Below are 23,045 nucleotides of genomic sequence, written 5' to 3'. Positions count from 1 at the left end.
GAAGAGGTATGTTATAAAGTTTTAAAAATATATGGTTAATTATTATGTAGTTTTTTAAGTGAGATTTTGATTGTAGTATTTCTTATGTGATTCATTAAAAAGGCTAAAAGAATATAAGAGATTTATCGCAGTGTTTGTACTGCCTATCCTGCTATTTGCCGGGCAGTAAGATCATCACTGATTAAAGTTTCATTTTATGTATAAAATTGTGATAGCTTTTACACTGTGTTTTGAATTTTTACAACGCTGACAGTATTAAAAATATAAAATAATTAGGATGATTATATGCATATTTGGATACTAACAAATTGGCGGAAATATTATAATCTAGAAGAGAAGAGTCATCGCATGGGACTACGAGTAAAATTCGATAAAGATGTTGATCCTGAAGTGAGAAGAGCTATTAAAGAGTTTTGTAAATGGATACGCCGAGAATATTTTTTTCCAATTAGAGTACCTATTTATGTAAAATCTTCATATAAAATAAAGGCGATGGATGGTGAGTTGGTCTATGGTACTTTCTTTGAACCATTTGATCGAAATGATGAGCCGTATATTCGTATTTCGACAGGAGATTATTACGATGAGCTAGAGAAAAGAGGGAAAGATGACGCTTTGGGAGGATATTTGTTTACTATTGCGCATGAACTAACACATTATTTTCAATGGATTAATGATATAAGACTAACGAGAATTGGATATGAGAGGCAGGCTACTGCTTATTCAGGATATATTATTGATGAGTATAAAGAAACTAGAGAGCATCCGTGAAATAGAAACTTTATGGATAATTGGAAGTATGATAATTAGCAATGGGCTTGAATGAATGCCCTAATATTTAGGGGCTATCCGGGATTAGATATCTGAGTTATTAAACAAAAATAAGTGTGGGTAATACGCTTTGACGAAAAGGTGTGTATATGAAATTTTATAACGCAGTATATCTTATAATTTCTTATGATGATGAGATATTGAAAGAGAGGTACGAAAATGCAAGATAATGTACTGGAACAATTGATAAAGAGTCTCTCGGTATTATCCCTTGAAAAAGAACACGAAATAGCAGCAGTTGATTTACATGATATATATGAGAGCACTGAAAGATTCGAACAATTACTTGAAAATATTATGAACTCACAACAGTCTAAAGAAGAATTAATAGATGCGCTAATTGAAGTGGAGATAGAATTAGATCACATCAATTGGCATTACAAAAGCTTGAAGAAAAAGTTGGAAATATTGATGAAAGATTAAAAAGCACAACCTTATTTAAAAAAATAAGGTTGTGCTTTTTTAATTTCCTTGCGGAGAAACAAGAGTAAATGTATCTTTCAAATCACTATCATTTATTTTAATATTTGCCTTTTTTAATTCCTCTTGTAACAATTTTTTGCTGAATACAGGATCAGCAGTACGTTCTTCCTCTAAGTTTTTGCGAATAGAGTTTTTTACCTCATCGTAAGGTTTTAAATCTTTTTTATCAGTTAATTTAATAACGTGATAACCGTTTGATGATTTTACGGGATTGCTAATTTGTCCAACATTTAGTTTGTAGGCAGCCCTTTCGAATTCAGGAGCCATTGTACCTGAATTGAAGTATCCAAGGTCTCCGCCTTTATCTTTTGATAGTAGATCTTGTGATTCTTGTTTTGCTAATTCTTCAAATGAAGCACCAGCATCTAGTTTACTCTTTATTTCTTTCGCTTCATTTTCGTCACTTACTAAAATGTGACTCGCTTTAATTTCTGGCTTATAGTGGTCTTTTACGTCTTTCTCTGTAATGCTTTTCTTAATCGCTTCATTCATAGCAAGTTTGAACTTAATTTGATTTTTGAAATCCTCTTCATCTTTTAAACCATTATTTTCTAATACTTTTTTGAATTGATCTCCATATTGTTTTTTTACTTTTTCTACTTCTTTATTTACCTCTTCATCAGATACTTTATATTTTTTTGTGATGACGTCTTGTGCCATCATTTCGTATAGCATGTCTTTTCCGTAACGATCTTTCAATTGTTTTTCGAAGTTATCCTTTGTAATGGTCGAGTCTGTTGCTGTAGCGACTGTAGCTGAGCCGTTTTTTTGTCCGCAAGCAGATAACATCAATATACTTATTAGTGCAGTAATAATGAAAATATGTTTCCCTCTCATGCCAACACCTCATCCGAATATGTTATCGCTATTGTAGAATATAGAAGTGAACATGAAGTGAATTTTTAATGTTTTTTTCCTTTAAAATGTAAAAAAGTACATCAACATAATTGTTGATGTACGATGGAATCAAAGGTGATCGGTCTTTTTAGAGTATGCACGTTTACCTTGCTGAATATTTTTTTGCTCTTGCTCATTTTTTTGTGTGCGTTTTGCGTTATTATCGCGTGCTTTTTTGTCGTTATCACTCGTATGTGGCATATGTATCAACTCCATTTCTAAACGTTGTACGTTTATCATTTCCTTTTTCGTAAAGACTATGTATAGCGGTGCATTTATGAAGGGTAAAGGTGGATTCGAAATGGATTTGAAGTTGAATTATACTGAACTTATAAAGAAGTTAATCGTTGTAATCATCGCAGGTTTATTAAACGCGATTGGGATGAATTTATTTTTAACGCCAGCAAAAGTGTATGCGAGCGGCTTTGCTGGATTGTCTCAATTATTATCACAAATATTAGGTGATTTTTTATCGATTCACATATCTACGGGAGTATTGTTTAGCTTATTTAATATTCCTGTCGTTATTTTAGCGTGGAAAAAGGTTGGAAAGGCCTTCACCTTTTTTAGTTTTCTTTGTGTTATATTTATGACTCTGTTTCTAGAAATCATCCCTGTTAGAGCGGTTTCGAATGATATCATATTAAATGCGATTTTTGGCGGGATTATTTCGGCAATTGGAGTAGGGATTGCTTTAAAGTGGGGTGCTTCTACAGGTGGATTAGATATTATCGCCATGATTTTATCAAAAATAAAAGATAAGCCTGTCGGTACATACTTTTTCTTTTTTAATGCAATTATCATTATCGCTGCTGGCTATGTATATGGATGGGAAAAAGCGTTGTATACGCTAGTGACTTTATATGTATCAACGAGAATTATTGATGCAATTCATACTCGTCATGTAAAGATTACAGCATTAATTGTTACGAAGAATGGGGCAGACGTAAGAAAGGCGATTCACTCGCGATTAGTAAGAGGGATTACAACGATACCAGCAACAGGTGCTTATACGAATGAAAATAAAGAAATGTTAATGATGGTTATTACCCGTTACGAGTTATACGAATTAGAGAGGATTATTAGACAAGTGGACCCAGGTGCATTTACAAATATACTGCAAACAGTTGGGGTGTTCGGATTGTTTCGGAAAGATTAAAGAGGACCAAAGTTGGTCCTCTTTTTTAATGTAAATTCGTAATGTTTTGCAATTGCTCTTGCATTTCACGGAGCTGAACTTTTTCAGCAGTTGAAGAGTTTGCGTAAGCGGATTGCAAAGCATTTTTTGCTCTATACACGAGATCTTGTTGCTCAGTACCGCTTGAACAAGATACGGCATTTTCAACAGCATCTCTAGCTTGTTGGAATAGTAAGTTCCCCATTTAAACCCCTCCAAAAGAAGAGTTACTTCTTGCTTTTTCTGCCTCAGCTAATGTACCTCTGTACGGGAATCTTGCATCATGCTTCATAACAGCATCGGCTCCTTGTTGGATAAAACGTTTTGATTTGTTCTTTTTACCCATTCGAAAAACCCCCTTTATTTAGCTGAAAACAATCGACGCAATGTCTCATGCGTCTACTTATAGTATGGACATTTGGCAGGAAACTATAAGTAGGGAATTTTTAGATTACAACCCAAGAACCTCTTCTAAATATAAAGCAATACCATCTTCTTCGTTCGTTAACGTCGTATGGTTTGCGAGTGATTTTAATTCAGGGATGGCATTTCCCATTGCGATGCCATGACCAGCAAATTCAATCATTTCAAAATCATTATCTTCATCACCGAAAGCGATAATGCGCTCTTGTGGAATGTTGTAATGACTAGAAATTTTTTGTAATCCAACTGCTTTATTTAATCCGCTTTTCACAATTTCAATAATCGGCCAAGGTGCGCCCCATTTTCTATGGTCGATTACTTCCGCATGCATATCCGTTAAATGTTGACGAATTGCAGTAGAATGCTCGTCATGTGCGTCAATTAATAAGCAAGTTGGATGATCGTTTAAAATATTTAATAAGTCTCCGGTAAAAATCTTAGGAGAGCCGAATTCGAAAATATGTTTTTTATCTTCATCAATTTCACGAACATACACATCGTCCATTACTTCCGCGTATATATTTTTTACGCCAAAATCAAAGCAAGCTCGGACAATTTCTTGCGCTGTTGCTAGCTCAAGAGGAGAGTGATGTGTTCCCCAGTTTGAATCAAGAGGATGATGTACGTAAGCGCCGTTAAAGTTTACGATAGGTGTGTTAAGATCAAGTTCTTTATAGTAATCGTAACTAGCACGGAATGGACGTCCTGTTGAAATAACAACAATATGTCCCTGTTCCTTTGCTTTTGCAATTGTATGTTTCGTTCGAGTGGAAATTATTTTGTTGTCTGTTAATAAAGTGCCGTCTAAGTCTAATGCGATTAAATGTTGTTTGTTCATAATTTCACCTCTTATAATAATTTTTTTGTATCTATCTGTATTTCCGTTTTTAATATGCAGAAATAAGAGGTTAGGCTCGGTGAAATCACCATAGATGGAAATTTCACTATATATCCATCTTACGTCTCAAAGTGCTGTGGTGTCTACTATTTATCGTTGGAAATTAAGAAAAGTCAACATCTTTTTAGAAAGTTCAAACAATGTTTCTTTCATTATGTACAAATTGTGAAAAGGGTTACATTGCTCGTGTGGTGAGGCATATAATGAACATGTAATCTTCTCGTATATGTTTGACTCTCCTTTGAAACTAGCCTAGAGTAGGTTGGTTTCTTTTTTTTTCTACAAGTAGGAAAGAAATCCCTGCTTACGCTTGTGTCATTCATATATATGTACAAGAATGAGATGTAGTACTGTTTCCTAAACATGACAGAAAAGCTTTCTTTTAAAATGGATATACTAATGAGGCAAGACGTCATGGAAGGAGAATGAAGATGGGACAAAATCGCAGGTTTCGTTCTGGACAAAAAGCGCCGAATGATGGCATTTACGTAGAAATTGGTGAAACGGGAAGTATGGTGAAAGATCCGCAAATGGTGAAATTAACTGCCGGTGAAAAGTTTCCGGATAACACGAATCATAACCGCCAGTGGACATATAAAAGAAAACCGTAACAGAAGCCGCAATCATTATTGCGGCTTTTTTGTCGTTACACATTGTAATTTCATTTACCGTATTTTTTAGCAGTATAATGAATGCTCTCTTTTTCTTTTTCAAATAATAAGTTTGAAAATACATAGGCAAAATTATTGTATAAAAAAGTCAGTTGGCGTATAATCAAATCAAAGGTCAAAGAAAGTCAAACTTTTGGAGGGCTGTAAAGATGGACTTAAATCAAATGACAACAAAAACACAAGAGGCGATTATGAGTGCCCAATCTTTAGCGGTATCTCATCATCACCAAGAGGTGGATACTGTTCATCTATTACTTGCATTATTAGAAGAGCAAGATGGATTAGCAGTACGTATATTTCAAAAAATGAATGTTGATATAGAAGCATTAAAGCAAGGTGCTGAAAGTTTAATTAAAAAGAAACCTTCTGTAACGGGGAGCGGTGCAGAAGTTGGAAAATTGTATGTAACGAGCGCTCTGCAACAACTGCTTGTAAGAGCAGGGAAAGAAGCAGAAAAACTGCAGGATGATTACATTTCAGTAGAACATGTGTTGCTTGCTTTTTCTGAAGAAAAAGGCGATATAAATCAATTATTTACAAGATTGCATATTACGAAAGATAACTTATTACAGTCTTTAATGACAGTTCGGGGGAATCAAAGAGTGACGAGTCAAAATCCAGAAGCAACTTATGAAGCGTTAGAAAAATATGGTCGTGATTTAGTGGCGGAAGTGAGAGCAGGGAAAATCGATCCTGTAATCGGCCGTGATAGTGAAATACGACGTGTAATCCGTATTCTTTCACGTAAAACGAAAAACAATCCGGTTTTAATTGGGGAGCCAGGTGTTGGTAAAACAGCAATCGTTGAAGGGCTAGCCCAGCGTATTGTGAAAAAGGATGTACCTGAAGGATTGAAAGATAGAACGATTTTTGCGTTAGATATGAGTGCACTCGTAGCTGGTGCGAAATTCCGTGGTGAGTTCGAAGAGCGTCTGCAAGCTGTATTAAATGAAATTAAAAAGAGTGAAGGACGCATTTTATTATTCATTGATGAACTTCATACAATAGTTGGAGCTGGTAAAACAGAAGGAGCCATGGATGCAGGAAATATGTTAAAACCGATGCTTGCGCGTGGTGAACTGCATTGTATCGGGGCGACGACGCTCGATGAATATCGCAAATATATTGAGAAAGATCCAGCGCTAGAAAGACGTTTCCAACAAGTATTAGCAGAAGAACCAACTGTTGAAGATACAATTTCAATTTTACGTGGATTAAAAGAACGCTTTGAAATTTATCACGGTGTAAATATTCATGACCGTGCGATTGTAGCAGCGTCAGTTTTATCAGATCGATATATTTCAGATCGATTCTTACCTGATAAAGCAATTGACCTTGTTGATGAAGCGTGTGCAACAATTCGTACAGAAATCGATTCTATGCCAACAGAATTAGATGAAGTAACGCGCCGCATTATGCAGCTGGAAATTGAAGAAGCGGCTCTTGGAAAAGAAACGGATCGTGGTAGCCAAGAGCGTCTAAAAACATTGCAACGTGAATTATCGGATTTAAAAGAAGTTGCAAGTGGTATGAGAGCAAAGTGGGAGAAAGAAAAAGAAGACATTCACAAAGTTCGTGACTTACGTGAACATTTAGAACGTCTGCGTCGTGAATTAGAAGAAGCAGAAGGTAATTACGATTTAAATAAAGCAGCCGAACTTCGTCACGGGAAAATTCCAGCAATTGAAAAAGAGTTAAAAGAAGCGGAAGAAATGGGCGCGCATAATAAACAAGAAAATCGTTTATTACGTGAGGAAGTAAGTGAAGAAGAAATTGCAGATATTGTTTCACGCTGGACGGGTATTCCTGTTGCGAAACTCGTGGAAGGTGAACGCGAGAAATTATTACGCTTAGAGCAAATCTTATCAGAGCGTGTCATCGGACAAGAGGAAGCAGTAAGCTTAGTGTCAGACGCAGTTCTTCGTGCTCGCGCTGGTATTAAAGATCCGAACCGCCCGATTGGTTCTTTCATCTTCTTAGGACCAACAGGTGTTGGTAAAACAGAACTTGCAAAAACGTTAGCGCAGTCTTTATTCGATAGTGAAGAGCAAATGATTCGCATTGACATGTCTGAGTATATGGAGAAACACGCAGTGTCACGCTTAATTGGTGCACCTCCTGGATATGTAGGATATGAGGAAGGTGGTCAATTAACAGAAGCGGTAAGACGTAAACCATATTCCGTTGTTTTATTAGATGAAATTGAAAAAGCACATCCAGAAGTATTCAACATTTTATTACAAATGTTAGATGATGGGCGCATTACAGATTCGCAAGGTCGTACAGTGGACTTTAAAAATACAGTTATTATTATGACTTCAAATATTGGATCTGCTCATTTACTAGATGGATTAGAAGAAGATGGTTCGATTAAAGAGGAATCAAGAGATCTTGTAATGGGACAATTAAGAGGACATTTCCGCCCTGAATTTTTAAACCGTGTTGATGAAATTATTTTATTCAAACCTCTTACAACGAATGAAATTAAAGGCATTGTTGATAAAATTGTAAAAGAACTACAAGGTCGTCTAGCTGACCGTCACATTACAGTAGAATTAACAGATGCAGCAAAAGAATTTGTTGTAGAAGCTGGTTTCGACCCAATGTACGGAGCTCGTCCATTAAAACGATACGTACAGCGTCAAGTGGAAACGAAATTAGCACGAGAATTAATTGCAGGAACAATTACTGACAATAGTCACGTAGTTGTTGATGTAGAAAATAACGAATTAGTCGTTCATGTGAAATAAAAATAAAAAAGAGTTCGGATAAAATCCGGACTCTTTTTTTAGTGTTGTTCTACTGGCTCGTTTGGAATTGCAGCTGAAATTGCTAGTACTAACACAGCAAGAACAACTGAGAAAATAGACGCTTGGTTAAAGTCGTATGTACCGCCAGTCATAGAGCCGATTACATAGCTCATCATATGTACAAGTAAGAACGACCAAATTAATGCCCAAATGAAACGCATATTTTACACCTCTATTCGTTCAATCTGTCCTTATTGTAACACAATTGAAAAAAGAATATAGAAAAATATTTGTAGATTTTTCAACGCAAATTTGCATTCCGTTCATACATTATAAAAGAGTACTTTTATATGTTTAGAAAATAAGGCGGGGGAAAAATGAGTATTACGGAACGTTTTTTTTACTTAGAAAAAGAACCATGTGTCATTTATTTACCGGAGAAGCCAAATGGATTTTCTGTTATGCTCCTCGGTGATTATAACTACTTTATTGAGAATGGTACAAGTTTATGGACACAACATGCGGGTAAATCTTATTTTTTACATGGTCTTATTGAACAAGGCTACACGGTCTTTTCCTCTAATTTATACGGAAGACATTGGGGAAACGATCAATCTGTTCGTCTGGCAAAACGTTTATATGATGTTGTTTTGAGAAAAGAGACGTTAAATGCGAAAATGCACATTATGGCAGATGGTATGGGAGCGCTTGTAGCACTTGAAATGATGAACAAATATCCTGAATGTATTCGTTCTGTTGTTATGCTAAATCCGTGTTTAGATTTACCAGAATATGTAAGTTTTGAGAAAGAGCATAAATTTTTTTACAAGAGACTCGTGAAGGAATTAAGTTTGGCGTATGATGCCAAAGAAGAAGAATTAGAATCAAAAATAAATAAGAAATCATTTACGCTTCTTCCATCTTGTGTACCTGTTAAAATTTTCGTATCAACACAAGAAAAAAGAGGAAGAAAACAGCAGTTGCGTAGATATGAGAAAATGAGGCAACTAAATCAATGTGATACTTCTGTCTTGTTCCATCTGCAAGATGTGAAATATAAAATGGTTAGGCAAACGACTGATTTCTTTAAAAAATATGAAGAAGAATTATGAAGCTCCCATATACATAAATGAGGAGCTATTTGTTTCAGAGGGAAAGGATTGGTGGTATGGAACGCGTGCTGATAATAGGTGCACTTACGTTTGTAGGTTATCACCTTGTAAATAAAATGATTGCAGAAGAAGTGGAAGTCTATGGTCTTGATTTTGATGAATTCGATAGTATGACCAAAATTAATGAAGAGAAGTTATTATTAATTGGGCGAAATGCGTTATTTACGTATTATTCGATAAGAGATGAAGATGGATGGAGATCGGTTGAGGAAGAGAGATTCGATACTGTTTATTTTTGCTTATATGAGCCAAATCAGCAAAGTGGATTTCGGAATGAAAGAGTCATATTACAATATTTAAAGCGAATTATAAGAATGTGTGAAGAACAAAAAGTGAAGTTAAATTTAATTTCTTCTATTGAAGTAGGCAGTACAGATGAATCCGAAAATAAGCGCCTATTTTTGAAAGTAGAAGAAGGATTGAAAAAAGGGAATTTACAATATAGTGTATTTCGAGTTCCAACATTATATGGACCGTGGCAACCGTCCTTTATGATGTTTCATCAGCTTATTTTATCAGAATTAGTTGAAAAAGAGTGCCGTTGTACGATTGAGGAAAAGGGGAATGATTTACTTTACGTTGAAGATGTATGTGAATACTTATGGGAACATGGAACGAACGGGGCGCATCTTGGTATATACAATTTACTTAGTGGTAAACAGTCATTATGGGAAAAAGGTATGAATCTTTTACGCGCGGATGATAAAGTAAATAAAAATAACAGCGAAGTAAGAGATGAGGCTATCGAAGTAATTTCGATAAAAAGAAATACTCCGTTAGAATACGGTTTAAATAAGCAACTGGCACACATGAAAAAATATAAAGAGTTATACGAAGGGTAGTACGCGTGTTACACTATTGTATGTGAAAGTTTTAATGGAGAGGAAGAGTATAATATGAACGAAAAAAGCATGCAGTTTTTACAAATCGCAATGAAGCATTTACCGGAAGCAAAGGCAATTTTAGATGATAATGGAATTGCACTTGATATGGAGAAGGCACAGCCGGTGTTAGAGTTGTTAATGAAAGTTATGAACGAAGCTTACGAGCTTGGGAAAGCAGATAAAGAATAAAAAGCATCTTTTTAAGATGGAAGAGAGGCCCGAACCGTGGATAGAAGCGGTCAGGGCCTTTTTTATTCTCGCCTGGGGGAAAACCAGAGATATGAAGAGGATAAAGGAAAAGTAGTGAGGAGAACTGTCTAGTTTAGAAGGAAAGCAGATAAAGAATAAAAAGCATCTTTTTAAGGTGGAAGAGAGGCTCGAACCGTGGATAGAAGCGGTCAGGGCCTTTTTTATTCTCGCCTGGGGGAAAACCAGAGATATGAAGAGGATAAAGGAAAGGTAGTGAGGAGAACTCTCTAGTTTAGAAGAAAAGCAGATAAAGAATAAAAAACATCTTTTTAGATGGAAGAGAGGCTCGAACCGTGAACAGAAGGGTTTGAGTCTTTTTATATTTGAGAGGTATGTTTCTGTTTCTTTTAATGAAAAATAAAGTGGATAATGCGTTAGCTTTCTGTTTTATGCGAAATATATTCTAGACAAAAATACATTTATGTTTTAAAATTAGTACCAAGTCATAATAATTGATATAAAACGGAGGGCTGCGATGTGAACGTGGGCATTTTAGGGATCGGAAGATATGTGCCAGAAAAAGTAGTCACAAATCACGATTTAGAAAAAATAATGGATACATCCGATGAATGGATTCGTACGAGAACGGGAATTGCAGAAAGACGCATTGCCGATGATACAATAGATACTTCATATATGGCCGTAGAGGCTGCAAAAAAAGCACTTGAAGATGCAGGGGTTAGCGGAGAAGATATCGATCTTATTTTAGTGGCGACAGTAACACCAGATCGTGCGTTTCCAGCAGTAGCTTGTGTCATTCAAGAAGCGATTGGAGCGAAACATGCAGCTGCAATGGATGTAGGTGCAGCATGCGCTGGTTTTATGTACGGAATGATTACAGCGCAGCAATTTATTCAAACGGGGACTTATAAAAACGTATTAGTAGTTGGTAGTGATAAGCTATCTAAAATTGTAGACTGGAATGATCGAAATACAGCGGTATTATTTGGAGACGGAGCCGGTGCTATCGTAATGGGAGCAGTTTCAGAAGGAAGAGGCGTTCTATCTTTCGAATTAGGAGCAGACGGAAGCGGCGGTAAGCATCTATATCAAGACGAGTATGTTATGATGAATGGCAGAGAAGTCTTTAAATTTGCCGTTCGTCAACTTGGTGAATCTTGTCTTCGCGTGCTGGATAAGGCTGGTCTTACAAAAGAGGATGTGGATTTCTTAGTACCGCATCAAGCGAATATTCGTATTATGGAATCTGCAAGAGAGAGATTAAATTTACCACAAGAAAAAATGAGTATGACAATTGAAAAGTTTGGTAATACATCAGCTTCTTCAATTCCAATTGCAATGGTAGAGGAATTGCAAAATGGACGTATTCAAGATGGTGATTTAATTATACTTGTTGGTTTTGGTGGCGGATTAACATGGGGAGCAGTCGCTCTTCGTTGGGGTAAATAAGGACTGAGAGAAAAAAAGGAGTGTATTTTGTATGGAAAAAAAGAGGGTCGTAATTACAGGACTAGGAGCTGTTACACCGGTCGGAACAGATGTTGAAACAGCATGGGAAAACATTAAAAAGGGTGTATCTGGAATCGGACGACTTACAAGAATTGATCCGGAACTATTTCCAGCAAAAGTAGCAGCAGAAATTAACGACTTTGAAGTCGAGAAATATATTGATAAAAAAGAAGCGCGCCGTATGGACCGCTTTACACAATATGCAGTAGCAGCAGCGAAAATGGCAGTTGCAGATGCAAAGCTTGAAATTACAGAAGAAAACGGACCTCGAATTGGTGTATGGATTGGATCAGGTATTGGCGGTATGGAAACATACGAAGAACAATTTAAGATTTTTACTGAGAAAGGCCCACGCCGCGTGAGCCCATTCTTCGTACCGATGATGATTCCGGATATGGCAGCAGGTCAAGTATCAATCGCAACAGGAGCAAAAGGAATTAACACTTGTTCTGTAACGGCTTGTGCATCTGGTGCAAACTCAATTGGTGATGCATTTAAAGCAATTCAGCGTGGTGATGCTGATGCAATGATTACAGGCGGAGCAGAAGCACCGCTAACAAGTATGGCATTCGCAGGATTTAGCTCAGCGAAAGCATTAACATTTAATGAAGACCCAGCAACGGCTTGCCGTCCATTTGATAAAAACCGTAGCGGTTTTGTAATGGGTGAAGGCTCAGGTATTCTAATTCTTGAAGAATTAGAGCACGCATTAGCGCGTGGTGCTCACATTTACGCGGAAATTGCTGGTTATGGTGCAACTGGAGATGCGTTCCATATTACAATGCCTGCTCCTGGTGGTGAAGGCGGAGTGCGTGCAATGCGTCAAGCTTTAGCTGATGCAGGCCTACAGCCAGAAGATATTGATTACATTAATGCGCATGGTACAAGTACGGATGCGAATGAAAAATATGAAACGATGGCAATTAAAGAAACTTTCGGTGAGCACGCGTATAAAGTAGCGATTAGCTCAACGAAATCAATGACAGGTCACTTATTAGGAGCAGCTGGTGCTGTTGAAGCGATTTTCTCTATTAAATCAATTACAGACGGAGTAATTCCGCCAACAATTAACTATGAGACACCAGATCCAGAATGTGACTTAGATTACGTACCGAATCAAGCGAGACACCAAGAAGTAAATGCAGTATTAAGTAACTCATTAGGATTTGGTGGTCATAACGCAGTGTTAGTATTTAAATCGTATAAATAATAGATGAAATAAGGAGTTTTTTCGCAATATATTGCGAAAAAACTCCTTATTTATTTTTACGCCTTTTTCTCCTGTAGCATATACATAAGAAAAAGGAGGGATAAAGATGGGGATTGTTGAAACAGCTGAATGGCTACATTTATATTATGGGCGGCCAGAAAAACTTTGTGAGAAATTTACGAAGTATATTCCGTTGCCAAAAGAAAGGTTGTATCGCTTTTTAATTTCAAAAGGGATGTATCGCCCGATTATGCGCGGAGAAAAGGAAATTAAAGAATTAGAGGAAAAGGAAATTTGGAAAGAATTGAGCCTGGAGTATGATAAACTGAAAAACTGGTTAAAAGGTCCAGATGTCCCTGTCTTTATTTTATTATCAGATTCCTATAATCGAACTGTACAAGAAGAGTATAACGGTAGGGCTGGATTATCTATGCGTCATGTTATTTTCTTATTCGTATGTGGACGGAATTCGGTAGAAGAATTAAAAGTGTTATTAGCGCATGAATATCATCACATATGCAGGTTACATCAAATTGAGACGAAAGAAACAGAATATACATTACTTGATACGATGATTATGGAAGGGCTAGCTGAACAAGCAGTAACAGAAAGGTATACAGAAAAAAACAATGCACCGTGGACGGCGTATCTTTCAAAGGAAGAGGCTATTTATTATTGGAAAAATATTGTACATGAAAGAATAAGTATAAAACGAGGAACAAGGGAACATGACATCTTATTAAATGGCTTTCACTCTTATCCGAAGATGCTTGGCTATGCGCTTGGATTTCATATTGTCAAAGATTGTGTAACTTTGGAAGGAGAAGATACACTTTCTTTATTATCTATAGATGCAAAAGAAATATTGAATAAAGCAAGTACATTTCATATATAAAAAAACAGGAGTTCTATTTCCTGTTTTTTTAGTATTAATAGAAGAAAAAATAATAATTAGAATATATTTCCTCAAGTGGAATAAAGTTAAGCAAAAATGAACATAATGATTGGTACAAACAGTAGTGAAGTGAGGGGTAGTGAATGTTATATCTACATGATGTATGGGTAAATTGGTTTGAAGGTGAAGAAAATGGGTATAACGTTTGTCATTTTTACGAATGGCGGAAAGATGATACGATTGAGCTATTAGATCAAGTGCCATTATTAAAAGTAGATGCCACATTATATCATTACATCGAGAACGAATTGTTAGAGCTTCCGCAAAAAATGCTGGAAGACGTACATCATAAGGCTTATATTCGTAAAAATCATGAACGTTTGCAGCAAGAGTATTGCTTTGTTGTTACAGATGGAAAAGGAATTATTGCGATTGACACAATTGGTTACAATGTACCAATTCGCAAAAGCAGACTTATACCACGCCAAGAGCAGATGGTATATGAGATGGTAGAAAACGTACAAGCAGAAAAGTATGAGTTCCAAGTAGAAGAAACAGAAAAAGAACATCACATTTTATCACCATCGCCTTTCATTATGAATGGCTTGACTCGTAAAGAAAGACAGCTAAAACAATTATTATTTATGGCGTTAGATCAATTACATACAACGAAAAATACAGCAGAAATTCGCTATTGGTTCACAGAGTGGGATCCATCAGCATATGGAATGGTTCAACATATGGAATTTGAAGATATTTGGGTTAAGCTGTATGATGAAGCGAAAACAGGCTGGTCTGATAAGCATGAACAATTATGCGAGCGTCTCGTAAAAGGACAGCCATTTTTTGAAAAGTTATGGGAAATGGAAAATGAGCAAAAGGTAAATTAAAAAACCGCCAATTGGCGGTTTTTTAATTTTGTAGTAATCCAGCTCCAGCGGCAAGAATGTTCGGTGGCTTCGCGCCTTCCTGCGAGGCAAAAAGCGCCTCTACGTCAGGAGCTCCATCCCCCTCACATTCTAAACGAGCCGCCTCCACCTTATATGTAATCCAGCTCCAGCGGCAAGCTCTTCGTGTCTAAGAACCTTCCGCATAAGAAGGAAAAAAGCTCCTTTTATGCGAAAGAACCTTAGCCAGTCAGAGCTGAACGAGCCGCTTCCACTTTATATGTTACCTACGTTTTCTGCTTAGTCCCATTGCGTTTTCTACTTTGCGTAGTTGTTTGAATGCAACGCGGTTTGCTTTTTCTGCACCTTTGTCTAGAATTTCGTCTAGTTCTGGTGAGTTGATTAGTTCGTTATATTTGTCTTGGATTGGACGAATTGCTTCTACGACTACTTGCGCTAGGTCGCCTTTGAAGTCGCCGTATCCTTTTCCTTCGTACATTGCTTCAATTTCTTCAACTGTTTTTCCAGAGAATGAAGAGTAGATTGTTAATAAGTTAGAGATACCAGGTTTGTTTTCTTTATCAAATTTCACAATACCTTCAGAGTCAGTAACAGCACTCTTAATTTTCTTTTCAATTGTTTTTGGTTCATCAAGCATACTGATCATTGATTTTGGATTCGGATCAGATTTACTCATTTTCTTCGTAGGTTCTGTTAATGACATAACGCGAGCGCCTACTTTTGGAATACGAATTTCAGGAATTGTGAACACTTCACGGAAGCGTTTGTTGAAACGCTCTGCTAGGTCGCGTGTTAATTCCATATGTTGCTTTTGGTCATCACCAACTGGTACGATTTCAGTGTTGTAAAGTAAAATATCAGCAGCCATTAATGGTGGATACGTAAGTAATCCAGCTGGAACTGAATCTCTACCCGAAGCTTTATCTTTATATTGCGTCATACGTTCTAATTCTCCAACGTAAGCAACAGATTGCATGATCCATCCTAATTGAGCGTGTGCTGGTACTTCTGATTGTACAAATAAAGTAGCTTTTTCAGGATCGATGCCGCATGCTACATAAAGTGCAGCAAGACTGCGGATGTTTTTACGAAGTCCGACGGGATCTTGAGGTACTGTAATCGCATGTTGGTTTACAATACAGAAATAACAGTCGTGTTCATTTTGAAGCTCTGTAAACTGCTTCATTGCGCCTAAATAGTTTCCAAGTGTAATCGTTCCACTTGGCTGAATACCAGAAAAGATAACTGACATAAGTAATTCCTCCTAAAATTGAATGCGTGATGGGGGGGAGAGAAGGCAAACAAAAAAGCCCATTCATCCCAAAAACTATAGGGACGAATGGACCGCGGTACCACCCTAATTATTTCACTACTGTGAAATCTCTCTAATCCATAATAACGTTAGGATATAACGCCAAAGCCTACTACTTTCGGTTCGGTTTGGTGCTCAAAAGCCCATTCCATACTGTACAATTACTTGTTCACACCAACCACAAGCTCTCTGAAATTGCCTCAATATGTACTCTTCTTTATCATCGCATACATATAAATTTATTTATTGTTACTTGAGCTCTTTTAATATGAAAGAACTAAAGTTTTATAACAAAATGTTTTGCTGATTATTATATCATATGGGATAGTGTTTGCAAACTACATCAAAATAGTAAAGCTAATAAGGGTCGAGAACAACCCAAGGAAGATACCTGTAATACAAATTGGATATGTCCATTTGAATGAATATGTTTTATAAATACGTTCTTTCTTATCTGTAGGTTCCTCGACTTCTTCAATTAAAGAGTCAATCTTTTTGTTCGTACCAAATACTCTTTGGAATGCGTAAATGGTTACATTGAAAAAACCATTTTGAAATATGTATAAAAAACCGCCGATAAGAATAAAAAACAGTGCAATATAAAACAAAATGTTGACAAAGTTCAACAAAAATTGAGATGAAATGAGGAATGCGCCAATACTAGAAGCAATCATCGCTATAAAAATTAGTATACAAGTATGAAAAAAAACTTTATTCAAAATATTCCCCTCCGTCAAAATATTACTAGAATTATTATACTATAAAAGCTATAATAAGTACTAGGATTAATTTTTTGAAAATTATACGCAATTAAAGGTCTGATTTTAAGATGATGGTAGCAATGTTAATGTATCCCTTTACGAAAAATTTAAAATATAAATATTTTATTAAAAATTTTAACAAAAAAACAAAAAACTATATTCACAATTGTTATATTATATGTATAATGAAAATTGTAGAAACTTGGAGATTATTCTTTCAATTCTACTTTTTAACAAGTGAGGGTACAGGAAGTGCAATTAGGGGAGGCAACACAACATGAAGAAAAAGATACCGTTATTACTTGCATCAACTTTAACTGCAAGTATGTTGCTTAGCGCGTGTAGCTACCAAAAAGATGACGCAAAAGCAAAAGGGAAAGAGAACGCTACGAGTAGTAGTAACGGAAAACAGATTCTTAATTTAACAGAGTTATCTGAAATTCCGTCAATGGATGCATCATTAGCATCTGATTCTTCATCTTCTACAGCATTAAATAATACGATGGAAGGTTTATATCGTATTGGCAAAGACCAAAAGAGAATGCCTGGAGTTGCAGAAGATGTCGAAAAGCTAGATGATGGGAAGAAATACATATTTAAATTAAGAAGAGATGCGAAATGGTCGAATGGGGAACCTGTAACAGCTAAAGACTTTGTGTATTCATGGAAAAGAGCAGTAAATCCAGATACAAAAGCAACGTATTCATACATTATGTTCGATATTAAAAATGCAGAGAAAATTCATAAAAAAGAATTACCTGCTGACCAATTAGGTGTAAAAGCGATTGATGATTATACATTAGAAGTAGAATTAGACAATCCCGTTCCTTACTTTATCGATTTAACAGTTTATCCAGTATTTTACCCACTAAATGAAAACTTTGTAAAAGCACAAGGTGATAAATTTGGTTTAGAGGCAAATACAACATTATATAACGGTCCATTCGTTATGAGTGATTGGAAACATGAACAAAGTTTCCAATTCAAGAAGAATCCTTCATATTGGGATAATAAAACGGTTAAAATCGAAGAAATCAACTTTAATATTGTAAAAAATACAGCAACTGATGTAAATTTATATGAGACAAACGCGATTGATCGGGCGGCTTTAACGTCTGAATTTGTTGATAAGTTTAGAAAAAGCCCAGAGTTCCAAACAAGAAAAGAGGCAGGGGTTGCTTACTTAAGATTTAATCAAAGTAATCAGTACTTAAGTAATAAAAACTTAAGAAAAGCAATTTCAATGTCCTTTGACCGTGATAACATTGCAAAAGTTATTTTAAATAACGGCGCAATTGGAGCTTACGGATTTGTTGGAAAAGATTTCGCTGAAGGTCCAAATAAAAAAGATTTCCGAGCTGAAAATGGAAAGCTAGTTGAAACAAATCCAAAAGAAGCAAAAAAGCTTTGGGAAACAGCGAAGAAAGAGCTTGGAACTGATAAAATCGAACTAGAATTCTTAAACTTTGATAATGAAGATGCTAAAAAAGTTGGGGAATTCTTAAAAGGTGAGATGGAAAAGAACTTACCAGGTTTATCAATTAAAATTAAACAGCAACCATTCGCACAAAAAAATAAATTAGAAGATTCTCAGCAATATGATATTGCGTTTGGTATTTGGGGACCAGATTTCCCAGATCCAATCTCATATTTAGATATGTTTGTTACGAATGGTTCTCAAAATAAAACAGGGTATTCTAATCAGAAATATGATGAGTTAATCCTAAAAGCTAAAACAGATACAAAAGATTTACAAGCTCGCTGGGACAACCTTCTAGAAGTAGAGAAGATGTTAATTAAAGAGGATGCAGTTATCACTCCAATCTTCCAAAAAGGTTCAGCGTATGTAGTAAAAGGTGCCGTAAAAGATATTATCCCAATTAACTATGGTGGTAAATTAACTTACAAATGGGCATCTGTTGAACAAAAATAATCTTTTTTTTCCATCGTTTACAAGGGTATATGCCTATGATGGGCATATGCTCTTATTTTAAAAAAATAAAAGTAAGAATATTTTAAACTATCTTATTGCTTTTGAGAAAAACGGGGAGGTGCTTGACTATGGGACGTTATGTATTAAAACGTTTCGTGTACATGGCTTTGACATTATTTTTAATTACTACAATGACTTTCTTTTTGATGAAATTACTTCCGGGTTCTCCGCTTAAAAACCAGGAGAAGCTATCACCGGCACAAAAAGAAATCATTCTTGAAAAATACGGATTGAATGATCCGGTACCAGTTCAATATGCACGTTACTTAGGTAACTTAGCAAAAGGTGATTTAGGGGTATCATTCCAATATGATAACCGCCCGGTAACAGACATGATTGTGGATCGTATTGGACCATCAGCCCAATTAGGTTTACAAGCGATTATATTAGGAACATTTATCGGTTTAATTTTAGGTATTGTTGCCGCACTTCGTAATAATACGTGGGTAGATTATAGTGCAACAGTTATTTCGGTACTCGGAATGTCGGTACCATCATTCGTATTCGCCGCATTACTGCAATATTTCGTAGGGGTAAAACTAGGCTGGTTCCCAGTAGCATTCTGGAAAGGACCAGAGTTTACTGTAATGCCTACAATTGCATTATCGATGGGAGTTATCGCGACAATCGCACGTTTCTCTCGTGCAGAATTAATTGAAGTTATGCAAGCCGATTACATTTTAACAGCGAAAGCGAAAGGAATTAGCCAAGGCGTTATCATTGTCAAACATGCACTTCGTAACGCGTTAATTCCAGTTGTAACAATTTTAGGACCAATGGTTGCGGCATTAATTACAGGAACACTTGTTATCGAGCAAATTTATGCTGTACCAGGACTTGGGGAACAATTCGTTAAATCGATTACTTTAAATGACTATACAGTTATTATGGGAACTACGATTTTCTATAGTGCGATCTTCATTTTAGTTATTTTCATTGTCGATATTTTATACGGAATTATTGATCCTCGTATTCGTTTAGCGGGAGGGAAAAAATGATGAAAGATGTACAAAAATTATCTCCAGATTTATTTCAACAAGCCAATCAAAATAATGTTGATAATGAAGTCATTGCCCGTCCAAGCTTAACGTTTTGGCAAGATGTAAGAAGACGTTTATTCCAACATAAAGGTGCGATGCTTGGCCTTGTATTGTTAGTTATCATTGCGCTATTAGCGATTTTTGGACCGATGGTAAGTAAACACTCGTATAAAGAGCAAGATTTAGGTCGTGCGAAATTACCACCAAAAATTCCAGTTATTGAAAATGTTCATTGGTTACCATTTGACGGTACAGATCAATATGGTGTTGACCAATATGAAAAACGTGATATTAAAGAGTACTTCTGGTTTGGTACAGATGACCTTGGCCGTGACTTATGGACAAGAACATGGGAAGGTACACGCGTATCATTATATATCGCTCTTTTAGCGGCAGCAATTGACTTAGTAATTGGGGTTGCATACGGAGGTATTTCAGCATTCTACGGCGGTAGAGTAGATAACATTATGCAACGTATTATGGAGATTATTAACGGTATTCCATACTTAATCATCGTTATTTTAATGGTAATCATTATGGGATCTGGTATTTGGTCAATTACACTTGCGATGGCGATTACAGGTTGGATAGGGATGTCGCGTATTGTTCGTGGACAAATCTTAAAGTTAAAAAACCAAGAATATGTATTAGCATCTCGTACATTAGGTGCAACAAATACACAATTAATTGTGAAACATTTAATTCCAAACGTAATGGGACCTATTATCGTAATGACGATGTTTACAATTCCATCAGCGGTGTTTGGTGAAGCGTTCTTAAGTTTCATCGGTTTAGGAATTCAGCCACCATTTGCGTCACTAGGTTCTCTTGTAAATGATGGTTATAAATCTATTCAAACGTATCCGCATATGATGTTCATCCCTGCGGTTGTCATCAGTATATTAATTTTAGCGTTTAACTTAATGGCAGACGGATTACGCGACGCGTTAGATCCAAAAATGCGTAAGTAAAAGAGGGGAGAGGCAAAGATGAAAACATTGTTAGAGGTAAAAGATTTACAAGTCTCCTTTGATACACATGCAGGTGAAGTACAAGCTGTACGCGGCGTTACTTTTGATTTGAAAAAAGGAGAAACATTGGCGATTGTAGGAGAATCTGGTTCAGGGAAATCAGTTACTTCTAAAGCGTTAATGGGATTAATTCCGAATCCTCCTGGACGCATTAAAAATGGTGAAATCGTATTTGAAGGTCGTGACTTAACAAAATTAACAGAAAAAGAAATGCAGCAAGTACGCGGTAAAGATATTGCGATGATTTTCCAAGATCCAATGACATCATTAAACCCAACGATGACAATTGGAAATCAAATTATGGAAGGTCTAATTAAACACCAAGGGATGAGTAAAGCAGATGCACGTAAAGTTGCTTTAGAGTTAATTGACCTTGTAGGTATTCCAAATCCAGAAGCTCGTTTAAAACAATATCCTCACCAATTCTCAGGTGGTATGAGACAGCGTGTAGTTATTGCGATGGCGTTAGCTTGTAACCCGAAATTATTAATTGCCGATGAGCCGACAACAGCGCTAGACGTTACGATTCAGGCGCAAATTTTAGAACTTATGAAAGACATTCAGCAAAAAACAGAAGCAGCAATCATTTTCATTACGCATGACTTAGGTGTAGTAGCAAACGTTGCGGACCGAGTGGCAGTTATGTACGCTGGTAAAGTTGTTGAAATTGGAACTGTAGATGAAATTTTCTACAATCCGAAACATCCATATACTTGGGGTTTAATCGCATCTATGCCAAGTTTAGATGGTTCAGAAGAAGAGTTATATGCAATCCCTGGAACACCTCCGGATTTATTGAAGCCGCCAAAGGGAGATGCTTTTGCACCACGTAACCCACAGGCACTGAAAATTGATTTTGAAATGGACCCACCTTTATTTAAAGTAAGTGATACGCACTATGCGGCAACTTGGTTACTTCACGAGCAAGCTCCAGAAGTAAAACCGCCGGCAGTCGTTGAAAAACGCATTCTTCAAATGAAAGCAGGTGAACAACATGACTAAACAACGTGAGAAATTAATTGAAGTAAAAAATGTAAAGCAGCACTTCGACGTGAGTGGTGGTGTTGTCAAAGCGGTTAATGATATTTCATTTGATATTTACCGCGGAGAAACATTTGGTCTTGTAGGAGAATCAGGTTGTGGTAAATCGACAACTGGAAGAACGATTATTCGTTTATATGATGCAACTGCTGGTGAAGTGTTATTCGATGGTGAAAATGTACATGGTAAAAAATCACGCGCAGAGCTGAAGAAATTCAACCGTAAAATGCAAATGATTTTCCAAGATCCATATGCATCATTAAACCCTCGTATGACAGTAGGGGATATTATTGCAGAAGGTATCGATATTCACGGACTAGCGAAAAGTAAAAAAGAGCGCATGGACCGTGTTCATGAACTATTAAACACAGTTGGTTTAAATAAAGAGCACGCAAACCGTTTCCCACACGAATTCTCAGGTGGACAACGTCAGCGTATCGGTATCGCTCGAGCGCTTGCTGTAGACCCAGAATTTATCATTGCCGATGAGCCGATCTCAGCACTTGACGTATCGATTCAGGCGCAAGTTGTAAACTTACTGAAAAAGCTACAAAAAGAAAAAGGTTTAACATACTTATTCATCGCCCATGATTTATCAATGGTAAAATACATTAGTGACCGTATTGGTGTAATGTACCGTGGCCAAATCGTTGAGTTAACAACAAGTGATGAATTATATGCGAATCCAATTCATCCATATACGAAATCACTATTATCAGCGATTCCACTTCCAGATCCAGATTATGAGCGCAATCGTAAACGTATCGTATATGATCCATCACAGCATAATTATGGTAGTGAAGCACCAACAATGCGTGAAATTCGCCCAGGACATTTCGTACTATGTTCGGAAGCGGAGTACAAGAAATATAAAGAGATTTATCAATAAGAAAAAGAGCCATTCTTCTGTTATGGAAGGATGGCTCTTTTCTACTATATAAAAGAATTG

Annotated in this window: 26 protein-coding genes and 1 other annotated feature; of the genes, 17 read left to right on the top strand and 9 right to left on the bottom strand. The window is 36.4% G+C overall.

All coding sequences use genetic code 11. From position 1 onward, the window contains the following. Positions 1–285: 285 nt before the first annotated feature. Together B9A45_RS24025 and B9A45_RS24020 are read left to right on the top strand one after the other, a co-directional pair. Positions 286–771, top strand: a complete 486-nt coding sequence (locus tag B9A45_RS24025) for a hypothetical protein (RefSeq protein WP_000548429.1) — start codon at positions 286–288, stop codon at positions 769–771. A 219-nt stretch (positions 772–990) separates the two neighbouring features. Beyond that, positions 991–1,254, top strand: a complete 264-nt coding sequence (locus B9A45_RS24020) for a hypothetical protein (protein ID WP_001153798.1) — start codon at positions 991–993, stop codon at positions 1,252–1,254. Between the two features lie 39 nt (positions 1,255–1,293). On the opposite strand, the gene prsA is transcribed toward B9A45_RS24020, so the two are convergent. Together prsA and B9A45_RS24010 are read right to left on the bottom strand one after the other, a co-directional pair. Next, positions 1,294–2,151, bottom strand: coding sequence for a peptidylprolyl isomerase PrsA (prsA, locus tag B9A45_RS24015; protein WP_001214215.1), 858 nt, complete (start codon positions 2,149–2,151; stop codon positions 1,294–1,296). Positions 2,152–2,280: 129 nt separating this feature from the next. Beyond that, on the bottom strand, positions 2,281–2,412 hold the full coding sequence (locus B9A45_RS24010) for a DUF3941 domain-containing protein (RefSeq protein WP_001120851.1): 132 nt from the start codon (positions 2,410–2,412) through the stop codon (positions 2,281–2,283). A gap of 100 nt (positions 2,413–2,512) precedes the next feature. On the opposite strand from B9A45_RS24010, the gene B9A45_RS24005 reads away from it, so the two are divergent. After that, positions 2,513–3,370, top strand: a complete 858-nt coding sequence (locus tag B9A45_RS24005; RefSeq protein ID WP_000364432.1) for a YitT family protein — start codon at positions 2,513–2,515, stop codon at positions 3,368–3,370. Positions 3,371–3,395: 25 nt separating this feature from the next. On the opposite strand, the gene B9A45_RS24000 is transcribed toward B9A45_RS24005, so the two are convergent. The 3 genes from B9A45_RS24000 to B9A45_RS23990 form a co-directional block, all read right to left on the bottom strand. Then, the gene (locus tag B9A45_RS24000; protein ID WP_000527407.1) at positions 3,396–3,593 is read right to left on the bottom strand and encodes a DUF3813 domain-containing protein; all 198 of its coding nucleotides are present in this window, start codon (positions 3,591–3,593) and stop codon (positions 3,396–3,398) included. After that, positions 3,594–3,734, bottom strand: a complete 141-nt coding sequence (locus B9A45_RS23995) for a hypothetical protein (protein WP_000516816.1) — start codon at positions 3,732–3,734, stop codon at positions 3,594–3,596. It abuts the gene before it with no gap. 105 nt (positions 3,735–3,839) lie between these two features. Beyond that, entirely contained in the window at positions 3,840–4,649 is an 810-nt protein-coding gene (locus B9A45_RS23990; RefSeq protein ID WP_001041232.1) for a Cof-type HAD-IIB family hydrolase, read from the bottom strand. Between the two features lie 491 nt (positions 4,650–5,140). Here B9A45_RS23990 and B9A45_RS23980 point away from each other — a divergent pair, with 491 nt between their 5' ends. Together B9A45_RS23980 and clpB are read left to right on the top strand one after the other, a co-directional pair. Beyond that, positions 5,141–5,320, top strand: coding sequence for a YjzC family protein (locus tag B9A45_RS23980; RefSeq protein WP_000531421.1), 180 nt, complete (start codon positions 5,141–5,143; stop codon positions 5,318–5,320). A 209-nt stretch (positions 5,321–5,529) separates the two neighbouring features. Continuing rightward, positions 5,530–8,130 carry an ATP-dependent chaperone ClpB gene (clpB, locus tag B9A45_RS23975; RefSeq protein ID WP_000365401.1) on the top strand — a complete coding sequence of 867 codons (2,601 nt, stop codon included), beginning with the start codon at positions 5,530–5,532 and terminating at the stop codon, positions 8,128–8,130. Between the two features lie 38 nt (positions 8,131–8,168). Here clpB and B9A45_RS23970 read toward each other — a convergent pair whose 3' ends face one another. Then, entirely contained in the window at positions 8,169–8,351 is a 183-nt protein-coding gene (locus B9A45_RS23970; RefSeq protein ID WP_001211116.1) for a YjzD family protein, read from the bottom strand. Positions 8,352–8,507: 156 nt separating this feature from the next. Here B9A45_RS23970 and B9A45_RS23965 point away from each other — a divergent pair, with 156 nt between their 5' ends. The 7 genes from B9A45_RS23965 to B9A45_RS23935 all read left to right on the top strand — a co-directional run bounded on the left by B9A45_RS23965 (position 8,508) and on the right by B9A45_RS23935 (position 14,900). Then, a complete protein-coding gene (locus B9A45_RS23965; RefSeq protein WP_000028691.1) occupies positions 8,508–9,242 on the top strand; it encodes a lipase family protein in 735 nt (244 codons plus the stop codon). 29 nt (positions 9,243–9,271) lie between these two features. After that, entirely contained in the window at positions 9,272–10,144 is an 873-nt protein-coding gene (locus B9A45_RS23960; RefSeq protein WP_000487722.1) for an NAD-dependent epimerase/dehydratase family protein, read from the top strand. Positions 10,145–10,198: 54 nt separating this feature from the next. Further along, positions 10,199–10,375 (top strand): ComZ family protein, encoded by a 177-nt coding sequence (locus B9A45_RS23955; RefSeq protein ID WP_001986215.1) that lies wholly within the window; start codon positions 10,199–10,201, stop codon positions 10,373–10,375. Between the two features lie 537 nt (positions 10,376–10,912). Then, the gene (gene fabH, locus B9A45_RS23950; RefSeq protein ID WP_001100533.1) at positions 10,913–11,845 is read left to right on the top strand and encodes a beta-ketoacyl-ACP synthase III; all 933 of its coding nucleotides are present in this window, start codon (positions 10,913–10,915) and stop codon (positions 11,843–11,845) included. 31 nt (positions 11,846–11,876) lie between these two features. Beyond that, positions 11,877–13,115 carry a beta-ketoacyl-ACP synthase II gene (gene fabF, locus B9A45_RS23945; protein ID WP_000412656.1) on the top strand — a complete coding sequence of 413 codons (1,239 nt, stop codon included), beginning with the start codon at positions 11,877–11,879 and terminating at the stop codon, positions 13,113–13,115. Positions 13,116–13,221: 106 nt separating this feature from the next. Then, a complete protein-coding gene (locus B9A45_RS23940) occupies positions 13,222–14,010 on the top strand; it encodes a DUF2268 domain-containing putative Zn-dependent protease (protein WP_000513275.1) in 789 nt (262 codons plus the stop codon). Between the two features lie 143 nt (positions 14,011–14,153). Beyond that, positions 14,154–14,900 carry a YjbA family protein gene (locus tag B9A45_RS23935; RefSeq protein WP_000966128.1) on the top strand — a complete coding sequence of 249 codons (747 nt, stop codon included), beginning with the start codon at positions 14,154–14,156 and terminating at the stop codon, positions 14,898–14,900. A gap of 22 nt (positions 14,901–14,922) precedes the next feature. Here the strand turns inward: B9A45_RS23935 and B9A45_RS32865 are convergent, their stop codons facing one another. From B9A45_RS32865 to B9A45_RS23920, 3 genes are all read right to left on the bottom strand, one after another. Beyond that, entirely contained in the window at positions 14,923–15,048 is a 126-nt protein-coding gene (locus B9A45_RS32865) for a hypothetical protein (RefSeq protein WP_000386957.1), read from the bottom strand. Between the two features lie 132 nt (positions 15,049–15,180). Then, positions 15,181–16,170 (bottom strand): tryptophan--tRNA ligase, encoded by a 990-nt coding sequence (gene trpS / locus B9A45_RS23925; protein WP_000110985.1) that lies wholly within the window; start codon positions 16,168–16,170, stop codon positions 15,181–15,183. A 76-nt stretch (positions 16,171–16,246) separates the two neighbouring features. Next, positions 16,247–16,463, bottom strand: a binding site (T-box leader). Between the two features lie 105 nt (positions 16,464–16,568). Next, positions 16,569–16,949 carry a DUF3899 domain-containing protein gene (locus B9A45_RS23920; protein WP_001044997.1) on the bottom strand — a complete coding sequence of 127 codons (381 nt, stop codon included), beginning with the start codon at positions 16,947–16,949 and terminating at the stop codon, positions 16,569–16,571. Between the two features lie 319 nt (positions 16,950–17,268). Between B9A45_RS23920 and B9A45_RS23910 the strand changes: the two genes are divergently transcribed. The 5 genes from B9A45_RS23910 to B9A45_RS23890 all read left to right on the top strand — a co-directional run bounded on the left by B9A45_RS23910 (position 17,269) and on the right by B9A45_RS23890 (position 22,985). Beyond that, a complete protein-coding gene (locus B9A45_RS23910) occupies positions 17,269–18,924 on the top strand; it encodes a peptide ABC transporter substrate-binding protein (protein WP_000727219.1) in 1,656 nt (551 codons plus the stop codon). Positions 18,925–19,052: 128 nt separating this feature from the next. Further along, positions 19,053–19,982 carry an oligopeptide ABC transporter permease gene (gene opp3b / locus B9A45_RS23905; protein ID WP_000534172.1) on the top strand — a complete coding sequence of 310 codons (930 nt, stop codon included), beginning with the start codon at positions 19,053–19,055 and terminating at the stop codon, positions 19,980–19,982. Continuing rightward, the gene (gene opp3C / locus B9A45_RS23900; RefSeq protein WP_000974106.1) at positions 19,979–20,995 is read left to right on the top strand and encodes an oligopeptide ABC transporter permease; all 1,017 of its coding nucleotides are present in this window, start codon (positions 19,979–19,981) and stop codon (positions 20,993–20,995) included. The genes opp3b and opp3C overlap by 4 nt, the downstream gene beginning before the upstream one ends. 18 nt (positions 20,996–21,013) lie before the next feature. Next, positions 21,014–22,057 (top strand): ABC transporter ATP-binding protein, encoded by a 1,044-nt coding sequence (locus B9A45_RS23895; RefSeq protein ID WP_000854346.1) that lies wholly within the window; start codon positions 21,014–21,016, stop codon positions 22,055–22,057. After that, a complete protein-coding gene (locus B9A45_RS23890; protein WP_000166348.1) occupies positions 22,050–22,985 on the top strand; it encodes an ABC transporter ATP-binding protein in 936 nt (311 codons plus the stop codon). Before B9A45_RS23895 ends, B9A45_RS23890 begins: the two co-directional genes overlap by 8 nt. Positions 22,986–23,045: the final 60 nt, after the last annotated feature.

Origin of the sequence: Bacillus sp. JKS001846 (genome assembly GCF_900176455.1) — a bacterium.
GTDB lineage: Bacteria > Bacillota > Bacilli > Bacillales > Bacillaceae_G > Bacillus_A > Bacillus_A cereus.
The sequence above is the reverse complement of the archived record's forward strand: the minus strand, read 5'-3'. Positions and strand labels throughout refer to the sequence as shown.